The organism is Marinobacter sp. (assembly GCF_034669625.1).
GTDB lineage: Bacteria > Pseudomonadota > Gammaproteobacteria > Pseudomonadales > Oleiphilaceae > Marinobacter.
The window spans coordinates 222,996-242,840 of sequence record NZ_JAXMOY010000004.1 but is presented as its reverse complement, the minus strand read 5'-3'; the positions used below and the strand labels follow the sequence as shown (position 1 = coordinate 242,840).

Below are 19,845 nucleotides of genomic sequence, written 5' to 3'. Positions count from 1 at the left end.
TCATAATGAAGCTGGTACCCTGCTGGTTGAGATAATCAGTTCATTATGTGGGCGCGTCTTTGTCAATGGATTCAGTGATTCTGCCAGAGAGCTTTATGGATTTGTTGCTGGACGCTCTGTGCATCGTCGACCGCGATGGCTATATCCGATACATCAGCTCTTCTGGCCATCGAATTTTCGGTTACCAGCCCGACGAAATGATTGGTCGGGCGGTTCTGGATTTCGTTCATCCTGATGATCAGCATAGAACTGCCTGCGCGGTTGAAGAAATCCTGCAGGGCGATCCCAAGCTAAACTTCGAAAACCGTTACGTTCGAAAAGATGGCTCTACAGTTCATATCATGTGGTCTGCTCGCTGGTCAGACGACAAGCAGGTTCGTGTGGGTTTGGCTCGTGATATTACAGAGCGCAAACAAGCTGAGGCCAGGCAGTCTGCTATCTACGCCATTTCAGAGGCAGTGCATCACGCGGATAACTTGTCTTCGTTATTTGCAGTTATACACGACATTGTGGATGGCTTGCTCGCAACACCGATCTTCACCGTCGCGCTGGTGGATCCCGACAGTAACACCTTGGACGTTCACTATAACGCCGATCACTTAGAAGAAGATGTCTTGGATTCCAAGTCTGCCGCAAGTGAGCTGTGTGTCCAGTTAATGCAATCCGAGGCTACCAAGCTTGTACGTCCTGATGTTCTGGGGATTCAGTTGATGTCGTCCGAGGGTGTATATGGGGCGGTACTGTTGCAAAGATACCCTGGCGGCACGCACTTCTCAGAGCATGACGAAGAATTGCTTGATTTCGTAGGTGTGCAAATTGCAGCGGCTGTTGAGCGAAAACGAATGCTCTCCCAGTTGGAATATATGGCCAGCTACGATCAATTAACCGGATTGCCCAGCAGGCACATCGTATTGGACCGCATGCAAACGGCTTTGTCACGTGTGGCTAGAGAGCAGGGCATTTTGGCGATTCTTTATCTCGACCTGGATAAATTCAAGGAAGTGAATGATCTCTACGGGCATGGTGCGGGGGACGAGGTACTAGTATTGGTCGCCAATCGTATGATTGAGTGTGTTCGAGCCTCCGATACGGTTGGTCGCATGGGGGGCGATGAGTTTGTTGTGCTGCTCGATACCATTAAGTACCCGTCTGATGCGGTGGTCATTGTTGAAAAAATTCGGACTACACTGAGTGAGCCTTATGAACTGTCGGTGGCAACCGTTAACTTGATCCCAAGTATTGGTGTCGCTTTTTACCCGGATCATGGGGAGGATATGGAATCGTTGATTTCGTCTGCCGACAGTGAAATGTACGCGGAGAAAAAGAGCAGGAGTTGAGCCCTATGGGAGTCGAGAGGGCCGGAGTGAAACCCAGAAACGCAAAAAGGCAGCCGAAGCTGCCTTTTTTATAACGCTAGTGGGCTGTAAATTACAGACCTACTACGTTTTCCGCCTGAGGACCTTTCTGGCCCTGAGTTACGGTGAACTCAACCTGCTGGCCTTCTGCCAGAGTCTTGAATCCGCCGCCTTGGATGGCGCTGTAGTGAACGAAAACGTCAGGGCCGCCTTCGCGAGTGATAAAGCCAAAACCTTTGGATTCGTTGAAAAACTTAACAGTACCGGTAACAGTAGACATATATATAATCCTGAACTCAATCATTTTATGTGCCGTCTAACCGTCGACATGACGTCAGATCAGCGGGTTGTGCGGAAACAAAAAACTTGCGTGATCAAAAACAGGACGATGCACTACTGATGACAACAGGTATACGTCTTATTGATGAATGCTTTGCTAAATCTTTCCAACGACCGCCACTGTACTCCTACTGGATGAGTTTGCAAAGTTATTTTTCATAGGCAATAACCGCATAGCGGGTCAGATGTGTATGTGGCTCGTTATTTCGGGTAGCCCGTGATCTTACGAATCTTTCGGTACAAAGGCTGTAGGCGGTCATACATCTCCAAGTAGACCTCCGAATACAGCTTTTCATAGAGGGCGGACGCTTCAGGCGAAGGCTGGAAAACCTCGCCGACTCGAGTCATCGCGTTAACCGCTGTTTTAAAATCGGGATGGAGTCCCAAGCCGACAGAGGCATCGATCGCTGCACCCAGGCCGGATGTTTCATACGTGTGAGGCCGCTCTGCAGGAAGCCCGAAAATATCAGCGGTTAACTGCATAGCGGCATCGCTTTGAGATCCACCTCCTGCAACCCGCAAGCGACGAATGGTTTTTCGATTACGTTTGGCTAACCGTTCTTTCCCTTCTCTCAGGGCGTAGGCCAAGCCTTCAAGAATGGCTCTATAAATATGAGCTCGGGTGTGCACATCACCAAAGCCGATGATGGAGCCTTTGGCCTCAGGGCCGGGCTGGCGAACGCCGGGGCTCCAATAGGGTTGCAGCATCAATCCCATGGAGCCCGGCGGTACGGAGTTTACCAGTTCGTCGAACAGCGCCTCTGCTTCGATGCCTTTTTGTTCGGCGATACGCTGTTCGCGTAAGCCAAACTCTTGTTTGAACCAGCTCACCATCCAGAAACCTCGGTAGATCATCACCTCAGAAGAATAATGACCTGGCAGGGCTGACGGGTAGGGCGGCATAAGGCGTGTCGGCTCAACGTATTTTCGATTCGTGGTGTTTATGGTCGCGGTTGTGCCATAACTCATACACGCGATGTCCGGAGACAATCCACCAGAGCCGAGAATCTCGCAAGCTTTGTCTGAAGCAGCCGCAATTACTGGCAGTCCACTTGGTAAGCCCATGTGCTCGGCTGCCTCGGGAAGCAGCTCTCCGAGTTTTTGCCCAGGTTTGACCAGCTCCGGCAACATGCCGCGGGTAATGGGGGTGATTTGCCATTTGAAGTCGTGTCGGCCGGCCCAGCGGTGTTTCTTGTAGTCAAACGGCAGGTAGCCCACCTGGCTGCCCGTAGAATCGCGGTATTCGCCGGTTAACCGATAATTCAAATAGCCTGACAGCAGCAGGTACTTGTGGGTTTGTGCCCAGATATCGGGTTGATTTTGAAGGATCCAGTTGGCTTGAGTTTTCTCTCGAAACCGTTTGATGGGCTCTTCAGCCCTAATGAGCTTAAATACCGCGCCCCATGGACCTTTCACCGGGCCCTCAACGTGGGCGTGCCGCTGATCCAGCCAGATAATAGCAGGGCGTAGCGGTTTGCCGTTTTCATCCAGGTTTATCACCGTGCCGCGCTGAGTGGTCAGGGTTACGCCCACGACTTGCTCGGGGCTAGCGCTGGTGTTCTGCCATAAGGCCTGACACGCCAGACCTAAATTTTGCCAGAAGTATTCAGGATGCTGCTCCGCCCAGCCGGGCTGTTCAGAGAAGTACGGCTCAATTTCTTGTTTGCCTTTACCAACAAGATTGCCGTGTTTGTCGAACAGCAGCGCCCGCACGCTTTGGGTGCCATTGTCGATGGCTAGTATGAGCGGCTCATCAACCATCTCAGGCGACTCCCGTTGTTGGCAAATTGTAGGATTGGCGGTACAAAGTCAGATAGCGATCAACTTCTTGTTGCCACTGCATGTCGCTCCAACCAAGCAGTGGTTGGCACCGCCTGCGAAGTGCCGGCAAGAGTTGCTCTGCGCCCTTCGGGCAAACCAGTCCCAGCCGGGTTCGCCGAAGCAGCAGGTCGTCCAGATGGACAACCTGTTCGTGCCTGCACGCCCAGTCTAGCTCGGCCCATAGGGTGGTAGTGCCATCTACACAATCAGGTGATTTTTCAGCCAGCATGGACGTGAGTTGTTGTCCGTAAAATCCCTTGAGCCGGTTCCACGTAAGTCTGCTAAAACCCGCGTACCGTGGAGTCTCAGGTGGCGACGTGAAGACGGGTACTCGATCATCTCTTAGAACGGATTTGTCACCGTCAAACGCCGCAACCAACGATTCGCGGGCTATTTGCCGAAAGGTGGTCAGCTTCCCTCCAGCCACGCTCACCAAGCCCTTGTCGCTCCTTAAGGCGTGTTCGCGATTTTCTTTGGACGGCGATTTATCTTCGCCACTGGTAACAACTGGACGAACTCCCGCCCAGCTCGACAATACATCCTGAGCCTTAATCCCGGTGCCGGGGAAAAGCTTCGACGAAACCTGCAGTAGATAGTGGACTTCTGCGTCGGTAATGTTTGGCTCAAGGTTCAAATCTGCTGTGTGGTCGAGATCCGTTGTGCCTAATACGGTTGTGCCTAGCCAGGGAAAGGCAAATACCGGGCGACCATCTTCCGGGTGCAACAGCGAGACAGCACAGGTCACCGGAAGGCGCTGCCATGGGAGTACCAGATGACTGCCACGCAGCGGGCGTATGTGCAGCGGGGTTTCGTGAGGGCCTTGTTTCTGAAGTCGGTCGGCCCATGCGCCAGTCGCATTGATGACGCGTTTGGTTTTAACGTGAATGGCGCTTTCGCCTTCCGGCGTTACGTCTATACCGGTCACGTGGCCGTGGGCGTCCCGGGTGATTCCCGATGCAGCAACGTAGTTCAGGCAAATGGCGCCGTCTGCCTGCGCTTCAGCAATCAATCGCTGCACCAACCGCGCATCGTCGGTTAGGGCATCGGTGAAGCGGCTGGTTGCAATCAGACGGTCGTTTGCCAGTCCCGGCACCCATTGCAGCGTTTCTGCCGGGGTTAGCTTGTCTCTGGTGCGAACCCCTGCGAGCTTGTCATATACGGTAAGCAGCAGCTGAAACACGCGCGGCCCGGGAAACTTGCCCCGAAAATGAGGCATCAGGAACGGTATGGGTTCAACCAACCCCGGCGCTTCCTCCATCATCCGCTGGCGCTCACGCACGGCCTGTCGGGTAAGACCGATGTGGCCGCTGCCTAAATAGCGAAGGCCGCCATGGACCATTTTGGAGGACCGGCTGGATGTGCCCCACGCAAAGTCTTTTTGTTCCACCAGAAGGGTGCGTAATCCGCTACCCGCAGCTTCTCGGGCAACACCCGTCCCCGTAATGCCACCGCCAACGACAACAACATCGAAGGGAATATTGTTGTTTTTGAGTACAGCGAGCGTGTCGCCCCGATTCTCAGTCATCATCCTGTCAATCCAGCAGCGTGGTTGGATTCAGTCGGCCATCCGGGTCAAAACTGGTGGTCAGGGCACGAATGGCCTGCATGCCCAGCTCACCTTTTTCTACCGGCATGAACGGTGCGTGATCTTTTCCGACGCCATGCTGATGGCTGATGGTGCCGCCATTTCGGACGATGATCTCAGAGGTGGTGTTTTTCAGACGCTTCCAACGCTCAAGCGTTTCGGCGTATGTATCGGCAACACGGAAAACGTAGGTGGTGTAAATTGAACAACCCTGACCATAAAAATGGGACAGATGTGTGAAAACGTGAGAGTTCTCCTGCTTATCAGCCAGTCCCTCGCGAAGACTGGTTTCTATCTTCTCCATTAAACTGTCGACGTTGTCCCAGTCTGTGGCAGTTTCCAGCGTGTCCACCGCATAACCCATCTGCCATAGGGCCTCCCGCAGGTAGGGCATAGTGAAGCGTTTTTCAGCCCACTTGGCGCCCAGTTTGGTGCCGGTGTACACGCCGCTGTATTCCTTACATACCTTGCGGGCCTGGCTGAGGCTTGCCGAGGCTTGAGCTTTTGTGCCGGTGACGCCAAAGGTCATCATGCATTTACCGTCATTTGCACCGCGCAGCGACAAGAATTTCTCGAGAAGGTTTATCAGCCCCGGGTGGCCAGCCAAGGCGAGCTGGGTTTCGGTCTCGATGGCGTTGCTGAGCCGAAGCATGGATAACTGGATTCTGTTTTGGACCAGTTTTCGAGCAGCCGTTCGCGCTTTGTCCCAGCTTGGGAAGAACACCACATGGAAACGTTCGTGTTCGGGCAGACGAGTGACTCGGGCTTTCACTTCGGTGATCAGCCCCAGGCGACCTTCTGAACCGAGGATCATTTCACGGATGTCGGGCCCAGCGCTGGACGCAGGGATGGTTGGTATGTCCAATGTGCCCTGCAGGGTTTCGATGCGACCGCCCGCGAAAAGCTGTTCGATACGGCCATAACGCAGCGACTGCTGACCACTGGAACGTGAAGCTACCCAGCCGCCAATCGTTGACAGTTCGAACGATTGGGGGAAGTGCCCCAGGGTATATCCATGGGCGCGTAACTGAGATTCGACCAATGGGCCGGGCGTGCCTGCACCAAAGGTGGCCAGTTGGCTTTCCCGGTCCAGATCAATCAGGCGATTCATGTTGGCCAGACTGACGGTGAGTACCGGCTTGCCCAGATCGACCGGGTTGATGTGGCCAGCAACACTGGTGCCGCCACCGTAGGGGATCAGATGAACGTCGTGAGCTTGTGCGTACCGGAGTAATTTACGGATATCCTCGTTGGTATTCGGTACCGCGACGCCGTCCGGGAAGGTGCAAATGTCTCCGCTGCGAAGCGCCAACCAGTCGGGAAGGCTTTGACCGCGAGCGTGGCGAACTCGTGTTTCAGCGCTGGTATCAATCAGCTCGCTCAGTTGTTCGTCGGCCGGAAGGCGGGAAGCCGGCACCTTGGCGCACACTTCTTCCAAAGAGCTATCACTCAGCGCGTTGGCTACACCAATTCGGTCAGCAAGAAAATCTTGCCCGCCCTCAGGGATATTCAGGTTAAATTTATCATCGCCCCAACCGTTCCAGCGTCGCATACCAGCCTGCTCCAAAAATTATAAGTTGAGGGCATTCTAACGGTAGGCGGGCAGATAACAGTGTCGTTGTGCGACATCGTTGCTGTCATTTTGCGACAACTGCCGTACAAGGTTGTTCAGGGGGTAAGGGCGCTGTTAAGCCGTTCATTGAGATCTTGCCAGCGTTCAAGCTTTTGCGCGTCACCAATACGTGCCCGTTTACCGGATTCCTGGTTTAGCCAAAGACCATCGCCATTAAAGCTGTATACAGGTTCTAAATCAGTGCGTTGTGAGGCAGGTTTAATCTCGTTTATGAGGTTGTCGAGGACCAGTGGATCGGAGCCGGGGGTTTCGTACCACGCAAGTACCATGTGGGCTTGATCCAGTTCTAGCGCTTTGACATAAACAATTCGAAGTTGGTCATCGGGAACGCCCATCGCTCGTAAGCTCAGGTACTTTGCGATTGAGAAATCTTCGCAGTCGCCACCATTAGTGGAGAGCAGCTGAACAGGCGTTGCCCAGTAGTCTTCTTCGCCCCAATGGCGAATGTCGCTGATAAAACGAACGCGATTGAAAAAAGAGTTCACCAGCTTGAGCTGGCGGTCGACCGGCGCGTTTGCCGCGAGAACATGCAAACGTTGCCAGTTTTCAAGGCGTTGATGGGCTTCTTGTCCGAAGTCTTTGAGCACATAACTCATCAGCTTGTCGCTGAGTTCCAGCGCGCTCACTAATGAAACTGCTAGCAGTAAAGGCAGGATGATGGAACGGCGGGGGCGGAATAGGGCGGCCGTTTCCATAGTGAGCCTCAGTTATTATTCCGTAGCCGCTGTCGCAATTGCTCTAAGCGCTTCCGGATGTCTTCTCGTCGTTGTTGCTGGCCGGATGATTGCGGGTCAGGTGTGCCCGGTTGTGTTTGAGCCCGCGGGGTGCCTGTCGCCGTTTGTTGGTTATCCGTCGCCTCAGCCATGAAGACACCGGTACTTTTTTCGGTTTCGGGGAAATACAGGTTCTCCAGTTTGCCTTGGCGGTCGATGATCACCCGGTTCGGGAACACTGTTCGCAGTGTGGCATTCCCTGGGAGAGCTTTCCCCACAAGGTAAGCTTCGGTGTTGCCTTTGTCGTCTTCGATCAACGCACTGCCTGGAAATTCGCCATCAGCAGCCAAAACACCACGTAAAGCCAGCCTGAGATTCGTTTCGGGTAGATTTTCAGTGTTTGCGCTTGGGGATTGCGCTGGTGCAGATGAGTTACCAAAGACGGGTAGGGTGGCCAGTTCGACCTGAGGGACGTTGTCGGTAATATTGGCCGTCGAGTCGATTGTTACGTTGGGTTCCGGCAACGATGCCCACTGCTCTGATTGCCAGAATTGATAGCCCTGCCACGCGGTAATGCCAACCATTGCCAGTGCAACAACAAAGGTAAGAATTAGTGATATCTGTTTTGGGGTGGCTAACATCTGTAATCCTGAACACGAATGGCGCGAACATGAAAAGTTCACAGGTTATCAGACTCAACGTAATTAGTGGCAGTATAGTGTACAGAGTTGTTTAGTGGTTCCCATTCCTGTGGTAGCCTTTTTGAATGCTGACAGTATGACGGATTGGGATAACACTGGCCCTATAACAAAAACCAGTGACTAGACGGATTTAACGAGGGAAAGTTGATCACCGAGACCGATATTCAGCCGCAAGATTCGCCGCTGGGCAGACTTCCGTTCACATTTGCCAAACGTAACGGCGTAATCCTTACCCGAAGCGAACAAGGCGAAGCGGTGATCCTCGTTCGGCCTGGCGCTTCGCATACCGCGCTTGCCGAAGCTAACCGGGTAAGTGGTGGGCGTGCCCGTTTTTCTACCATCGAACCCAGCCAGTTTGATGCAGCTCTTAATGCCGCCTATCAAAACGACTCTGCTGAAGCCATGCAGATGGTGGAAGGTATCGGCGACGATATGGATCTGGCATCGCTGGCAGATTCGGTGCCTGAAACTGAAGATCTTCTGGAGCAAGAAGACGACGCACCAATCATTCGTCTGATTAACGCCATCTTGACTGAAGCCGTTAAAACCAGCGCGTCGGACGTACACATCGAAACTTACGAAAAACAGCTGATCGTCCGCTTTCGAATTGATGGTGTGTTGCGTGAAGTGGTTCAGCCTAAGCGCGCACTGGCGCCTTTACTGGTGTCCCGCATCAAGGTAATGGCAAAACTCGATATTGCTGAAAAGCGAATCCCGCAAGATGGTCGGATTGCCCTTCGGGTTGCCGGTAGAGAAGTGGATATTCGAGTTTCCACGATGCCCTCTTCGAGCGGCGAGCGCGTGGTGCTGCGATTGCTGGACAAGCAGGCCGGCGCTATTCGACTTGAATCTTTGGGCATGGGCGATGCTGATCTGAAAACCCTGCGTAAATTGATTCATCGCCCCTACGGAATTCTGCTTGTTACCGGGCCTACCGGGTCAGGTAAGTCCACGTCGTTGTACGCGGGCCTTCAAGAAATTAACGACCGCAGCCGAAACATTCTCACCGTTGAAGACCCTATCGAGTACAACCTGCCGGGTATAGGCCAGACCCAGGTTAACCAGAAAGTTGATATGACGTTTGCCCGAGGTTTGCGGGCTATTCTTCGTCAAGACCCCGATGTCGTCATGATTGGTGAGATCCGTGACTTGGAAACCGCGGAGATTGCCGTTCAGGCAAGTTTGACGGGTCACCTGGTGCTGTCGACGTTGCACACTAACACCGCGGTCGGCGCGATTACCCGCTTGATGGATATGGGCATCGAGCCTTTCCTGATTTCCTCTAGCCTGGTGGGCATTGTTGCCCAGCGATTGGTACGCGTGCTGTGTGATCAATGCCGCGAACCCTACATTCCGACTGAAGAACACTGTGAGTTCTTGCAGCAGGATCCTGCTAATCCGCCCACTATTTTCCGAGCGAAAGGGTGCGAACATTGTAATCAGTTGGGTTACCGGGGCAGGGTAGGTATCTACGAGGTTGTGGAGGTCACAGAGGCATTAGGCGCCCTGATTCATAAACGGGCCGGTGAATTGGAGCTTGAACACGAAGCTCGAAAACTCAGCCCCAGCATCCACGCGGATGGGGTTCAGAAGATTCTTGATGGCATTACCACCGTGGAAGAAGTGCTGCGCGTTACCCACCGGAGTAAATAACCCATGCCAGCATATGAGTACAAAGCGCTGGACCCGAGGGGCAAGCAAACACACGGTGTTGTAGAAGCAGATGCAGCTCGGGCTGTCAGGCAGCAACTTCGGGAGAAGGGCCTTACACCGTTGTCGGTGGAGGCAGCGGTTGAAAAGCAGTCACGAAGCAATCCGTTGAGCAGCCGGGGATCATTGACGGCTGCAGACTTGGCGTTAATTACCCGACAGCTTGCGACGTTGATTCAATCCGGTATTCCGATTGAGCAAGCGCTGAGTGCAACGGCTCAGCAAACCGCCAAACCCCGCATTCGGGGAATGTTGATCGCCATCCGTTCCAAGGTTATGGAAGGCTATACGCTGGCGGACAGTTTTGGCGAATTTCCCAAAGCTTTCCCTCGCCTGTACCGTTCGACTGTTGCGGCCGGGGAGCATGCAGGGCACTTGGATCTCGTGCTGAACCGCTTGGCGGATTACACGGAAAGCCGACAGGAAGCCCGTCAGAAAATCCAGCTTGCTGCCATTTATCCGATCATCCTGAGTATCGTTGCTATTTCTATCGTGGTGTTCCTGCTGACCTACGTGGTGCCGGACATCATTGAAGTATTCCTTAAACAAGGGCAGGAATTGCCCGGGCTAACGATGGCTATGTTGGCCGTGTCGGATTTTTTGGGCACTTTTGGTGTCTACCTCTTAATACTGTTGGTGCTTGCGGTAATCGGGTTTCGAGTGGCGTTAACCAAGCCTGGATTCAGGCTGAAGTTCCATAAACAGCTTCTGCATTTACCTTTGTTCTCCGGGATGGTGCGTGGAGTGAATACCGCTCGTTACGCCAGCACACTCAGCATTTTGACAACGAGTGGTGTGCCGTTGGTTGAGGCGATGCGCATTGCCGGTGAGGTGTTATCGAATGATTTTCTTCGACAAGAATTACGGGAAGCGGCTCGAAAGGTGAGCGAAGGTGGCTCGCTGCACCGTGCATTAGATCAAACGGGTTACTTTCCTCCGATGATGCTACATATGATTGCCAGCGGAGAGTCCAGTGGCGAACTGGATAGCATGTTGGAGCGCACGGCACGAATGCAGGAAAATACCCTGCAATCCAAGATCGCTGCGATTGTTGGTCTGTTTGAACCGATGATGCTGTTGATCATGGGTGTGGTCGTACTGATCATTGTGCTGGCAATCATGCTGCCGATTCTGAACATGAGTAACTTGGTGGGATGAACGTAGTTCTCGCGCCACCAAAAAGACATTTGAAGATTTTATAATCAAGATCCACCAGTAAATGACGAGTGACATTATGAGCAACAATCTGAACCGTAAATTAACCAATGCCAAGGGTTTTACCCTGATCGAAATCATGGTCGTGATGGTCATTCTGGGGCTTCTGGTGGCCATTGTAGCGCCTAATATCATGGGTCGAAGCGATCAGGCTAAAGTGACGGTTGCCGAAACCCAGCTAAGCAATATTGCCAATGCGCTGGATCTGTACCGTCTTGATAACAGCCATTACCCATCGACGCAGCAGGGATTAGAAGCCTTGGTTCGTAAGCCCAGCGGTAGCCCGGAGCCCCGCAACTGGAACCCTGACGGTTACCTGAAATCCGTTCCGGAAGACCCTTGGAACAATGAATATCAGTACGTTAGCCCGGGCACTGAGGGCCCGTATGACCTGTATTCCTTCGGCTCTGACGGGCAGGAAGGCGGCGACGGTGATGCCGCTGACATCAGCGTTTGGAACACTGAGCAGTAATTGATTGTGAACCGCAGGGCAGCCCATTCCGGTTTTACGCTAATCGAGATTCTGGTTGTCCTGATTATTGTCGGGCTGCTGGCTTCGCTTGCCGTCTTCAGCATGGGCGGCAACTCCCAGCAGCGTGAGCTTGAAAGTCACGTGCGGGAACTTTACCTGCTGATGCAGACGGCGTCTGAACAAGCCGTACTTGATAATCTGGAACTTGGCTTATTGCTGGAAGAGGGTGGCTACCGTTTTGTCGCGTTTCAGGATGAGTCGGGCGAATGGAAGCCCTCGGGTGAGCGGCTTTTCCACCAGAGAACATTTCCGGAATGGCTGATACTCACCCAGTTCGTTGAAAGTGACGCCCCCCGTTTAACCTCTGCTGAGGATAAGCTCCGCCCTACGATTGTGTTTTTCTCCAGTGGTGAAAGCACGCCTTTCGAGATTGAATTTACCGTCGGGACAGACAGTGATCTGATGCATACCCTTGCTTCAGACGGAGTGTCCGAACTGGAATGGCGCCAGCCGGGTTCCGGAGATGAAGAATGGTAAGGCTGCAGAGAGGTTTCACGTTGCTCGAAGTGCTTATCGCACTGCTCGTCTTTAGCCTCATCGCGACCGCGGCTGCCGAGGTGGGAAGCCAGTATATTTCCAGCTTTGAGCGAGTCAGAGACAAAACACTTGCCGGGTGGATTGCCGAAAACCGCATTAATGAACTGCGGCTGCAGGAAACGTTACCCGGTACCTCGGAGAACTCCACAGACGAGGAATTCGGGACATACCGTTGGCAAGTCACCACGGTTGTCCAAGGCACAGCAGAACCCTCGATGAGGCGGGTTGAGGTAACGGTAGCAAAATATCCCGGCGAGAAGGACGACGCCTATCCCGTGCACTCTCTGTCCGCTTTTCTGGGGGCTAAATGAACCGATCGAGCGGTGTGGGAAGAGCCCAAGCGGGCTTTACCTTGATGGAAATGCTCATCGCCGTGACCATCACCGCCGTCATTGGCCTGGGTGTCTGGCAAGTAGTCAGCAGCGTGGTGAACTCCAGAGATCGGGTGAATGCACTGGCGGAGCAGTTTGACGGATTGCAAAAGGCTATGTTGTTACTGGAGCGGGACATCACCCAAGTCGTCAATCGACCAGCGAGAGATGTTTATGGTGACTTCAAGCCTTCACTGACTTCGAGAGACGATGCCTTCGAACTTTTACTCACACGCCAAGGTTGGCGTAACCCCTTGGGGTTGCGAAGAAGTGGTTTGCAGCGGGCAGGCTGGGAATACACCGGTACTGAACTTCGGCGTCGATACTGGCCGGTCGTTGACCAGGGTCAGGATGAAGACAGTCGCGATATCTCGTTGTTGGAAAACGTCAATAGATTTGAAATCCGATTTTTGGACGATGAAGGCAAATGGCACCAGGCTTGGCCAACGGATCAAGCTATGGCGTCATTTACCCCTGGGGCGAGGCCGGACATTGAGCTACCTTTGGGCCTCGAAATAACACTGGAACACGAGCGGTTTGGTGAGATCGTTCGGCTGTTTTCGCTTCCAGAGTTCTCGCAAGAACAAGCTCAGTCGGTGGTCAATCAGCAACAAGAAGCCGCTTCCGAGACCTCATCAAACGAAGATGATGATGAAAGTTCGGTCGGGGGTGAGTCTTGAACTCGGTTTATCGCATCAACCCCAGATTTCAGTCGGGTGTAGCGCTGATCATGGTGCTGCTGGCGATGGCTTTGGTGGTGTTATTGGCTACTGGCATGACCAAACAACAAAGTTTGCGCATTTATAAGGCCGGACATTATCTGGCGCAACAACAGGGACACAGCATTGCCCTTGGGGCAGAAGAATTTGCTAAGCGGATATTGATTCGCGATTACGAAGAAGACAAAGAAGACGGCAGCATGGTTGATAGCCCGGACGAATTTTGGGCCATGCACGCCGCTGTTTTACCGCTTGATGAAAACGGCGTCGTTGAGGTTCAGATCGACGATCTGGGTGGACGTATCAACCTGAATGACTTGATAACCGCGAGTGGTGAAGTGGACACGCTGACCAAAGATCGTATCTCGAGGCTATTGGTTGCTCTGGGTATCACTGGGCTAAACGTCGACACACTGATTGACTGGATTGACGCCGACGACCAGACCGCAAGCGCATATGGGGCTGAAGACGGCCAATATCTGATGGCAGCCCCCGGATTCCGAGCTGCAAATCAGCCCTTTGTATCGATCACTGAGCTAAGATTGATAGAGGGCATGACGGAAGAAATCTATGTAGCTCTTCGCCCGTATGTCTCGGCGTTGCCAGTGAGCGGCATTGGTATTAACGTCAACAGCGCTGCGGCTCCAGTGCTGATGTCACTCCATGGCGAGCTGAACGAGGCCCAAGCCGAGACCATTATCGCGAAAAGAGAAGAGGAGCGGTTCGAGAACCTTCAGGACTTTTTGGCTTTACCTGAATTCTCGGGGCTGGGCTTGAAGGGGAATGGCTTAACGCTACAAACCCGTTTTTTTGAAGTTGTATCACGGATTACCTACGATAATCGTGTCGTAAATATGGTCAGCACGGTGTTTCGTAATCCGGAAGGTGAGGTCCGAACGGTTCACAGGGATACTGGACAAAAGAATAGGATCTCCAAGGAACCTTACACTTTCTCAGAAGGATAACCATGTCTTATCGTCTTTATGTGCGGCCGTTGTCGCCATTTGCGGACCCGGAGCAAAGCCCGGACGCCCAGCTTTACAGCTGGGTGTTGCACGATGCCAGTGGTGATGCTCAAGCACGGGGCAGTGCTGATCCCAAAGCCATCATTGAACAGACTTTGGCGCAGAACGCGTTAGATAAGGTCCTTTTGGTCGGCCTAATCCCTGGAGACGAAGCAGCTTTTTGCATGGCTGATATTCCCGCGAAACAAAGTCGCTTCGTTCAGCAGGCACTGCCGTACGCAGTGGAAGAGCAGATTGCGCAGGATATTGAGACAGTCCATCTGGCACTCGGAAATCATTCTGACGAAGGGTATCTGGTTGCGGCGATTGATTTGGCACAAATGGAACGCTGGCAAAGTCTGTTTTCAGGCTGGGATCAGGTACGGCTTGAGGCCATTTACCCCGATGCGTCGCTCTTGCCGGCACCCGATTCGGGCTGGATGATGTGCCTGGATGACGACTTCGTGCTGATGCAGAGCCAACGAGGCGAATGGTTGAGAATGCAGGCAGACAACCTGCCATTGTTTGCCATGACCATGGCAGCCCCCTCAACCGAGGAGGTTGTCGCGGAAATACCCATCCAGCTGTACGGAATAGAAACTGAATTAGAGCGCCAGCAGCCCTTGGTGAATGAACTCTCCGGTTCAACGGGGCGAGTGCACGTTCAGCAGAAACCGTTAGAGCTTTCAGTCCTTGAATTCCTGGCGTGGTCGCACCATCAGCATTTATGCCAGCCGGTCAATCTGTGCCAGGGTTCATTCTCCATCAAAGTCTCTGGCTCCAGTCCGTTGAAACTCTGGAAGCCACTGATTGCTGTTGCGTCACTTTGGTTTGTTATACAGCTTGGCTTGGACGTCGGGATGGGGATGTATCACCAGCAACAGGCCGATGAGCTGAAATCGCAAGCCATGGCGATCTACCGACAGGCTTATCCCTCGGACCGCCGTACCCATGCTGGAAATGTTCGCCGGGTCATTGAAGGGCAGTTACGTGTCGCCGGCTCACAGGGGGCGGATGTCGATTTCATCACGCTGATGAAGTTCACCGGGGACCAATACGGTCGTTTGGCGGGCTCTGGCGACGTGACGTTCAATTCCATTAATTACAGCCGAAATCGCGGCGAATTGGTCGTTGATGTCAGGGCCGACAGCTACGATCGTCTGAGCCGTTTGCGTAATGGGTTGGCTAATGAAGGGTTGCAAGCCCAGATCGGCTCGGTAGTTAACGAATCCAACGGCGCTCGTGGCCGCTTGACGGTTTCAGGAGGGTAAGCAATGTTTCAACGCCTAAAGGATCAGCCCGCCGTTGGAAAACTGATTGCGAGATACGATCAATTACCGCAAAGAGACCGTCAGGCTTTGACAGTTCTGCTTATAGCCTTGGCTATTGCAATATTATATTTTGCTGTGTGGCGGCCCATTACTGATTATCGTAACAGCGCCGAGGCCAGCCGTGAAAATGCCGGGGAGTTATTAGCTTGGATGCAGGCCAATGAGGCTACCATTCAGCGCCTTGGCAATGGGGGAGCAGGTAGTTCCTCCTCCAGTGTCGCTGATCGGCCCGCAGATGGCCGGGCGCTAATGGCCTTGGTTACTCGGTCTGCCGGAGAAGCCGGCCTTTCGTTACAGCGTTTTGAGCCCTCTGGCAGTAACGCTATTCGAGTTTGGATGGAAGGTGTCCCGTACGCGGATGTGGCCGCCTGGTTGGAACGTTTAGACGCCCAACATGGAGTTCTCATAGATCAAGCCGCCATGGATAAAGGTAACGAGCCCGGAATAGTATCCGTCCGGCTCACTCTCGCCATCTGACTTGGTGACCATTTAAATGAAATACAGGAGGCAGAGTGTCTAATTCCCACGATTTTGACCTGATTGTTATTGGTGCCGGCTCTGGTGGCGTTCGCCTGGCCAGAATGTCTGCTCAAACGGGCGCTAAGGTAGCCGTTGTAGAATCCCGGTACCTTGGAGGAACCTGCGTAAACGTAGGTTGCGTACCCAAAAAGCTGTTTGTTTACGGCGCCCACGTCAAGGATGAATTGGAAGACGCTCAAGGATACGGTTGGAACGTCCCATCTGAAGATGTGAGTTTCGACTGGCCTACATTGGTTGCCAATAAAAACGCTGAAATCGAGCGGCTTAATGGTATCTACGGCCGAATGTTAGAAAGTGCCGGTGTCACCATCATTGAGGGCACCGCCAGTATTGTCGATCCGGAAAGGATTGCGGTAGGGGATAAGCAATACACCACCAAGCATATCACCGTTGCTACCGGCAGCTGGCCTGTTACACCGGACATCCCGGGTAAAGAATGCTTGCTCACGTCAAACGAGATGTTTTATCTACCCCAACTGCCGCGCCACGCTGTGGTATGGGGTGGTGGTTACATTGCCGTTGAGTTTGCAGGGATTCTGGCAGGGTTAGGTGTAGAAACCACCTTGTTGTATCGCGGGGATCTGTTCTTACGTGGATTTGACGAAGATATTCGTCGATTCACTGAGCAGGAAATGCGTAAAAAGGGCATCAATCTGCGTTTCAATGTGACCATCGACTCGGTTGAGCCAGACGACGCGCTCTACAAGGTGAATCTAAGTGATGGCAGCAGCCTGCAGACAGGTTTAGTGATGGCGGCAACAGGTCGCCGTGCGCTTGTTGATGGCTTGGGGCTTGAACAGGTCGGGGTAGAGCTTAATAGCTCGGGTCATATTGTTGTGGATGAAGATTTCCGCACTGCCGTTCCGTCTATTTCAGCACTGGGCGACGTGATTGGTACGCCCCAACTTACGCCCGTTGCTTTGGCTCAAGGGATGGTGTTGACCCGGCGTTTATTCGGTGATGGTCAAGGTGAGATGGATTACAACGCCATTCCGACCGCGGTATTTTGTCAGCCTAACATCGGAACCGTCGGCCTGACCGAAGAGGAAGCGGTTAAAGCCGGTCATAGCGTGCGTATTTATCGTTCAGACTTCCGTCCGATGAAGTACACCTTGAGCGGTCGCGAGGAACGAAGCCTGATGAAGCTGGTGGTAGACGATCAAACCGACAAAGTGCTGGGAGCTCATATGGTTGGGCCGGATGCCGGGGAGATTACCCAAGGTCTGGCCGTCGCCATTAAGGCGGGTGCAACCAAAGCGCAGTTTGACTCAACTTTGGGGATACATCCGACCTCAGCGGAAGAATTCGTGACTATGCGGGAGCCTGTTCAGTAAACGGCAGATCAAAGGGTATCTCGAAACGGAACGAGGTACCCTGACCCATATCCAATTCAATGTGAACAAGCCCGCCCATAAGTTCGACTAACCGTTGGACCATCGATAAATTAAAACCTGCTCCACCAAATCGTGAGTGCGTGTTCGGGTTATGGAGATTGTTGATATTGCCCATACTGGAACTAGAGTCGCGAACGGTACAAGTGATAAGGGCGTGCTGCGCATCGACAGTCACCCAACTGGTTCGCACTATAATAAAACCGTTGCTGGTCATTTCAAGGGAGTGGTCTAACAGGCCGCTTAACACTTGCCTAACTCTGGGCGCGTCGCCTATCACCACTGCTTTGTCCGGCCAGTCTCCTAAACAATGAGATTCTAACGAAAGCTCCTGCTGCTCTGCGGCATGCCTGTAAGATGCGATGCAGTTGGAAATGAGCTCTCGGAGATCAAAGGGCTGCGCGTCTAGTGCCTTAGTGCCACTCTCCAAATGCGCGTAATCCAACATGTCTGAGATAACCGTCAATAAGTCCTGAAGGGATTGCTTTGCGGTATTGAGGTAGTCCTGCTGACGGGCGGAGAGTGGTTCCTGCTCGAGGTGTTTGATCATTCCGACCACGCCGTTCAGAGGCGTGTTGAGTTCGTGCCTGATACTCGACAAAAATTCTGATTTCACTCTACTCGCATGCTCAGCTTTGTCGCGCTCGGATTCAGAAACGGCGAGGGTTTCGTCACGAGTTTTTTTAAGCTGTTCCAGACGCTGCGCCAGTTCATTGAGTTTCTGTTGTAAATCGATAATTTCTGACGCAACACCATTTTGGTCGATTGTTTCAGCGCGGTAGTCACCGCCAATGAGGTTATCGACACGGGAGCCCAGATTCTGCATAGAGCGAAGTAGGTTACCGAGAAAAATGTGCACTAGAATAATGGTAAATAACAACATGCCCCCGCCAACCAGCAACGACGACCACCAAATATTTCGAAGCTTCAGATCCAGGGTTGCTGTTCGCACACCCACCTGAACACTACCGATCCGAAGGATACCCGTGCCAGTGTCCCAGCCTGTTCGAAACCACGCTGTTCTGTTTTCTTCGTCAAGCAACAAAGGTTCTTGAAGAATCTCAGATTCGTATACTTTGTAACGGGGATCGTTGATATCGATTTGCTGACCCTGCGCACTGGAAAATCCGATTTCCTCACCCACAACATCGGTCACTCTGACCCAATGCGCATCGCTATGCTCGAGCGCATTATCAAGCACCTGTTCGAGCGCAGAGTTGTTACCCGACACGATCGCGTATTCAAGAACAGGGGCGAGGTTATCGGCCAGCAGTTGGCTACTTTGCGCCATCGCGTCGCGCGCATCACCCAGCCGGACCGATGTAAAATATGCGACAAGAACGCTAAACATCAGTACCGCAGGCAACACACCAAGCAGCAACAAACGCCGGGAGAGAGAGGCTGATGATGCCTTCTTTGGGCCATTAGTCATCTGAAGTCGCCTGAGGCGGGCTTAGGAGCAGTTCCTCAATGCGTTTGGAGATTTGTTCGGGTTGAGTCAAGGGTATGTTGAGTGACCGTGCTACCTGTCTGTTGACCTCAACGCTATAGGTCTCGGGATAGCTTGCCGGAGGAAATGTACCGTTCTCTACATAATAGGTTAGATATTCTGCTGTTTTATCAGCCATTGATGAGTAAGTTGGATAGCTTGATGCCAGTGAGCCGGCTTTCACGTAGGCCTGGCTCGGTCCTATCAGTATTTTGTTCCGCCGGTAGGAAGTGAGGAGAATGTGCTTGATGTTTCTGGGGTGATATATGTCTTGGTCCGGGGTCCCTAAGAGTAGGTCACCGTAGTTTAAAGCTCGTATGAGAGTGGGGATGAGCTGATTTTTTGACGTTACAATGAACACCTGACCTTTGAGACCAAAGTCCGTAAGACGTGCTAACAACGGATCATAGAGCGAGATGTCATCCGGACTGGCTAATATAGAAACTTTGGTTGCGTGGGGCAGAATGGCTTTGCCCGTGAGAGCTTGACGCAACAGCGGTACGTCATAATACACAGCACTCATGTTGCTGGTTGTTTCGTGGGGGAAAGCATCTAGATACTGCTGTTCAACCAAGGTGCCCAAAACCGCTGCATTTGGTTTTTCCCGGAGCAATCGTTCGAAGGCTCCCGGTCCTATCGTAACCACCGGTTCATTTTTGATTTTCGCGAGTTGTGAGTCCGGTATCAGTTTCAGCTCTATACCTGGGCTGGACCGGTCTTCAATAAGGCCCACAAAATACATGTCCAGAGGCTGGTTGCCGGAGCCAACTATATACACTTGTCGGGATAGACTGTCTTCGGATTGGGAATAGGCATTGAAAGGCCAAGTAACCAATAGGCACCCAAGGGCAATCAAACA

At 52.8% G+C, this 19,845-nt stretch carries 19 protein-coding genes; 11 read left to right on the top strand and 8 right to left on the bottom strand.

Translation table 11 applies throughout. The features are described from left to right. The first annotated feature begins 65 nt into the window (after positions 1–65). Complete coding sequence (locus VOI14_RS05705; protein ID WP_323751069.1) at positions 66–1,337, top strand: diguanylate cyclase domain-containing protein; 1,272 nt, start codon at positions 66–68, stop codon at positions 1,335–1,337. A gap of 91 nt (positions 1,338–1,428) precedes the next feature. On the opposite strand, the gene VOI14_RS05700 is transcribed toward VOI14_RS05705, so the two are convergent. The 6 genes from VOI14_RS05700 to VOI14_RS05675 all read right to left on the bottom strand — a co-directional run bounded on the left by VOI14_RS05700 (position 1,429) and on the right by VOI14_RS05675 (position 8,087). Further along, positions 1,429–1,635 (bottom strand): cold-shock protein, encoded by a 207-nt coding sequence (locus VOI14_RS05700; RefSeq protein WP_011784828.1) that lies wholly within the window; start codon positions 1,633–1,635, stop codon positions 1,429–1,431. Positions 1,636–1,895: 260 nt separating this feature from the next. Next, complete coding sequence (locus VOI14_RS05695) at positions 1,896–3,455, bottom strand: FGGY-family carbohydrate kinase (protein WP_323751068.1); 1,560 nt, start codon at positions 3,453–3,455, stop codon at positions 1,896–1,898. 1 nt (position 3,456) lies between these two features. After that, on the bottom strand, positions 3,457–5,040 hold the full coding sequence (locus VOI14_RS05690) for a glycerol-3-phosphate dehydrogenase/oxidase (protein WP_416361391.1): 1,584 nt from the start codon (positions 5,038–5,040) through the stop codon (positions 3,457–3,459). Between the two features lie 7 nt (positions 5,041–5,047). Next, positions 5,048–6,652 (bottom strand): FAD-binding oxidoreductase, encoded by a 1,605-nt coding sequence (locus VOI14_RS05685; protein WP_323751066.1) that lies wholly within the window; start codon positions 6,650–6,652, stop codon positions 5,048–5,050. Between the two features lie 116 nt (positions 6,653–6,768). Further along, positions 6,769–7,428, bottom strand: coding sequence for a transglutaminase-like cysteine peptidase (locus tag VOI14_RS05680; protein ID WP_323751065.1), 660 nt, complete (start codon positions 7,426–7,428; stop codon positions 6,769–6,771). Between the two features lie 8 nt (positions 7,429–7,436). Then, complete coding sequence (locus VOI14_RS05675; RefSeq protein WP_323751064.1) at positions 7,437–8,087, bottom strand: type II secretion system protein N; 651 nt, start codon at positions 8,085–8,087, stop codon at positions 7,437–7,439. Positions 8,088–8,291: 204 nt separating this feature from the next. Here VOI14_RS05675 and gspE point away from each other — a divergent pair, with 204 nt between their 5' ends. The 10 genes from gspE (at position 8,292) to gorA (ending at position 17,440) form a co-directional block, all read left to right on the top strand. Continuing rightward, positions 8,292–9,800 (top strand): type II secretion system ATPase GspE, encoded by a 1,509-nt coding sequence (gspE, locus tag VOI14_RS05670; protein ID WP_323751063.1) that lies wholly within the window; start codon positions 8,292–8,294, stop codon positions 9,798–9,800. 3 nt (positions 9,801–9,803) lie between these two features. Then, positions 9,804–11,015 carry a type II secretion system inner membrane protein GspF gene (gene gspF / locus VOI14_RS05665; protein ID WP_323751062.1) on the top strand — a complete coding sequence of 404 codons (1,212 nt, stop codon included), beginning with the start codon at positions 9,804–9,806 and terminating at the stop codon, positions 11,013–11,015. A 76-nt stretch (positions 11,016–11,091) separates the two neighbouring features. Next, positions 11,092–11,544, top strand: a complete 453-nt coding sequence (gene gspG / locus VOI14_RS05660; protein ID WP_323751061.1) for a type II secretion system major pseudopilin GspG — start codon at positions 11,092–11,094, stop codon at positions 11,542–11,544. Between the two features lie 6 nt (positions 11,545–11,550). Further along, positions 11,551–12,081: a type II secretion system minor pseudopilin GspH gene (gspH, locus tag VOI14_RS05655; RefSeq protein ID WP_323751060.1), complete on the top strand. Its 531-nt coding sequence runs from the start codon at positions 11,551–11,553 to the stop codon at positions 12,079–12,081. Continuing rightward, positions 12,075–12,452 (top strand): type II secretion system minor pseudopilin GspI, encoded by a 378-nt coding sequence (gene gspI / locus VOI14_RS05650; RefSeq protein ID WP_323751059.1) that lies wholly within the window; start codon positions 12,075–12,077, stop codon positions 12,450–12,452. Before gspH ends, gspI begins: the two co-directional genes overlap by 7 nt. Further along, positions 12,449–13,192 carry a type II secretion system minor pseudopilin GspJ gene (gene gspJ / locus VOI14_RS05645; protein WP_323751058.1) on the top strand — a complete coding sequence of 248 codons (744 nt, stop codon included), beginning with the start codon at positions 12,449–12,451 and terminating at the stop codon, positions 13,190–13,192. The genes gspI and gspJ overlap by 4 nt, the downstream gene beginning before the upstream one ends. Next, positions 13,189–14,196 (top strand): type II secretion system minor pseudopilin GspK, encoded by a 1,008-nt coding sequence (gene gspK / locus VOI14_RS05640; protein ID WP_323751057.1) that lies wholly within the window; start codon positions 13,189–13,191, stop codon positions 14,194–14,196. Before gspJ ends, gspK begins: the two co-directional genes overlap by 4 nt. A 2-nt stretch (positions 14,197–14,198) precedes the next feature. Further along, complete coding sequence (gspL, locus tag VOI14_RS05635; RefSeq protein WP_323751056.1) at positions 14,199–15,506, top strand: type II secretion system protein GspL; 1,308 nt, start codon at positions 14,199–14,201, stop codon at positions 15,504–15,506. Positions 15,507–15,509: 3 nt separating this feature from the next. Beyond that, positions 15,510–16,043 (top strand): type II secretion system protein M, encoded by a 534-nt coding sequence (locus VOI14_RS05630; RefSeq protein WP_323751055.1) that lies wholly within the window; start codon positions 15,510–15,512, stop codon positions 16,041–16,043. A gap of 35 nt (positions 16,044–16,078) precedes the next feature. Continuing rightward, the gene (gorA, locus tag VOI14_RS05625) at positions 16,079–17,440 is read left to right on the top strand and encodes a glutathione-disulfide reductase (RefSeq protein WP_323751054.1); all 1,362 of its coding nucleotides are present in this window, start codon (positions 16,079–16,081) and stop codon (positions 17,438–17,440) included. Here gorA and VOI14_RS05620 read toward each other — a convergent pair. Together VOI14_RS05620 and VOI14_RS05615 are read right to left on the bottom strand one after the other, a co-directional pair. Continuing rightward, a complete protein-coding gene (locus VOI14_RS05620; RefSeq protein ID WP_323751053.1) occupies positions 17,418–18,929 on the bottom strand; it encodes a sensor histidine kinase in 1,512 nt (503 codons plus the stop codon). The two genes, gorA and VOI14_RS05620, sit on opposite strands and share 23 nt — an antisense overlap. After that, positions 18,922–19,728, bottom strand: a complete 807-nt coding sequence (locus VOI14_RS05615; RefSeq protein ID WP_323751052.1) for an ABC transporter substrate-binding protein — start codon at positions 19,726–19,728, stop codon at positions 18,922–18,924. Before VOI14_RS05615 ends, VOI14_RS05620 begins: the two co-directional genes overlap by 8 nt. Positions 19,729–19,845: the final 117 nt, after the last annotated feature.

What these genes read in the sequence shown, in the direction of transcription:
- VOI14_RS05705 (WP_323751069.1), top strand. Translation starts at nt 66, where the DNA reads ATGGATTCAGTGATTCTGCCAGAGAGCTTTATGGATTTGTTGCTGGAC.
- VOI14_RS05700 (WP_011784828.1), bottom strand. Translation starts at nt 1,635, where the DNA reads ATGTCTACTGTTACCGGTACTGTTAAGTTTTTCAACGAATCCAAAGGT.
- VOI14_RS05695 (WP_323751068.1), bottom strand. Translation starts at nt 3,455, where the DNA reads ATGGTTGATGAGCCGCTCATACTAGCCATCGACAATGGCACCCAAAGC.
- VOI14_RS05690 (WP_416361391.1), bottom strand. Translation starts at nt 5,040, where the DNA reads ATGACTGAGAATCGGGGCGACACGCTCGCTGTACTCAAAAACAACAAT.
- VOI14_RS05685 (WP_323751066.1), bottom strand. Translation starts at nt 6,652, where the DNA reads ATGCGACGCTGGAACGGTTGGGGCGATGATAAATTTAACCTGAATATC.
- VOI14_RS05680 (WP_323751065.1), bottom strand. Translation starts at nt 7,428, where the DNA reads ATGGAAACGGCCGCCCTATTCCGCCCCCGCCGTTCCATCATCCTGCCT.
- VOI14_RS05675 (WP_323751064.1), bottom strand. Translation starts at nt 8,087, where the DNA reads ATGTTAGCCACCCCAAAACAGATATCACTAATTCTTACCTTTGTTGTT.
- gspF (WP_323751062.1), top strand. Translation starts at nt 9,804, where the DNA reads ATGCCAGCATATGAGTACAAAGCGCTGGACCCGAGGGGCAAGCAAACA.
- gspG (WP_323751061.1), top strand. Translation starts at nt 11,092, where the DNA reads ATGAGCAACAATCTGAACCGTAAATTAACCAATGCCAAGGGTTTTACC.
- gspI (WP_323751059.1), top strand. Translation starts at nt 12,075, where the DNA reads ATGGTAAGGCTGCAGAGAGGTTTCACGTTGCTCGAAGTGCTTATCGCA.
- gspJ (WP_323751058.1), top strand. Translation starts at nt 12,449, where the DNA reads ATGAACCGATCGAGCGGTGTGGGAAGAGCCCAAGCGGGCTTTACCTTG.
- gspL (WP_323751056.1), top strand. Translation starts at nt 14,199, where the DNA reads ATGTCTTATCGTCTTTATGTGCGGCCGTTGTCGCCATTTGCGGACCCG.
- VOI14_RS05630 (WP_323751055.1), top strand. Translation starts at nt 15,510, where the DNA reads ATGTTTCAACGCCTAAAGGATCAGCCCGCCGTTGGAAAACTGATTGCG.
- VOI14_RS05620 (WP_323751053.1), bottom strand. Translation starts at nt 18,929, where the DNA reads ATGACTAATGGCCCAAAGAAGGCATCATCAGCCTCTCTCTCCCGGCGT.
- VOI14_RS05615 (WP_323751052.1), bottom strand. Translation starts at nt 19,728, where the DNA reads ATGTATTTTGTGGGCCTTATTGAAGACCGGTCCAGCCCAGGTATAGAG.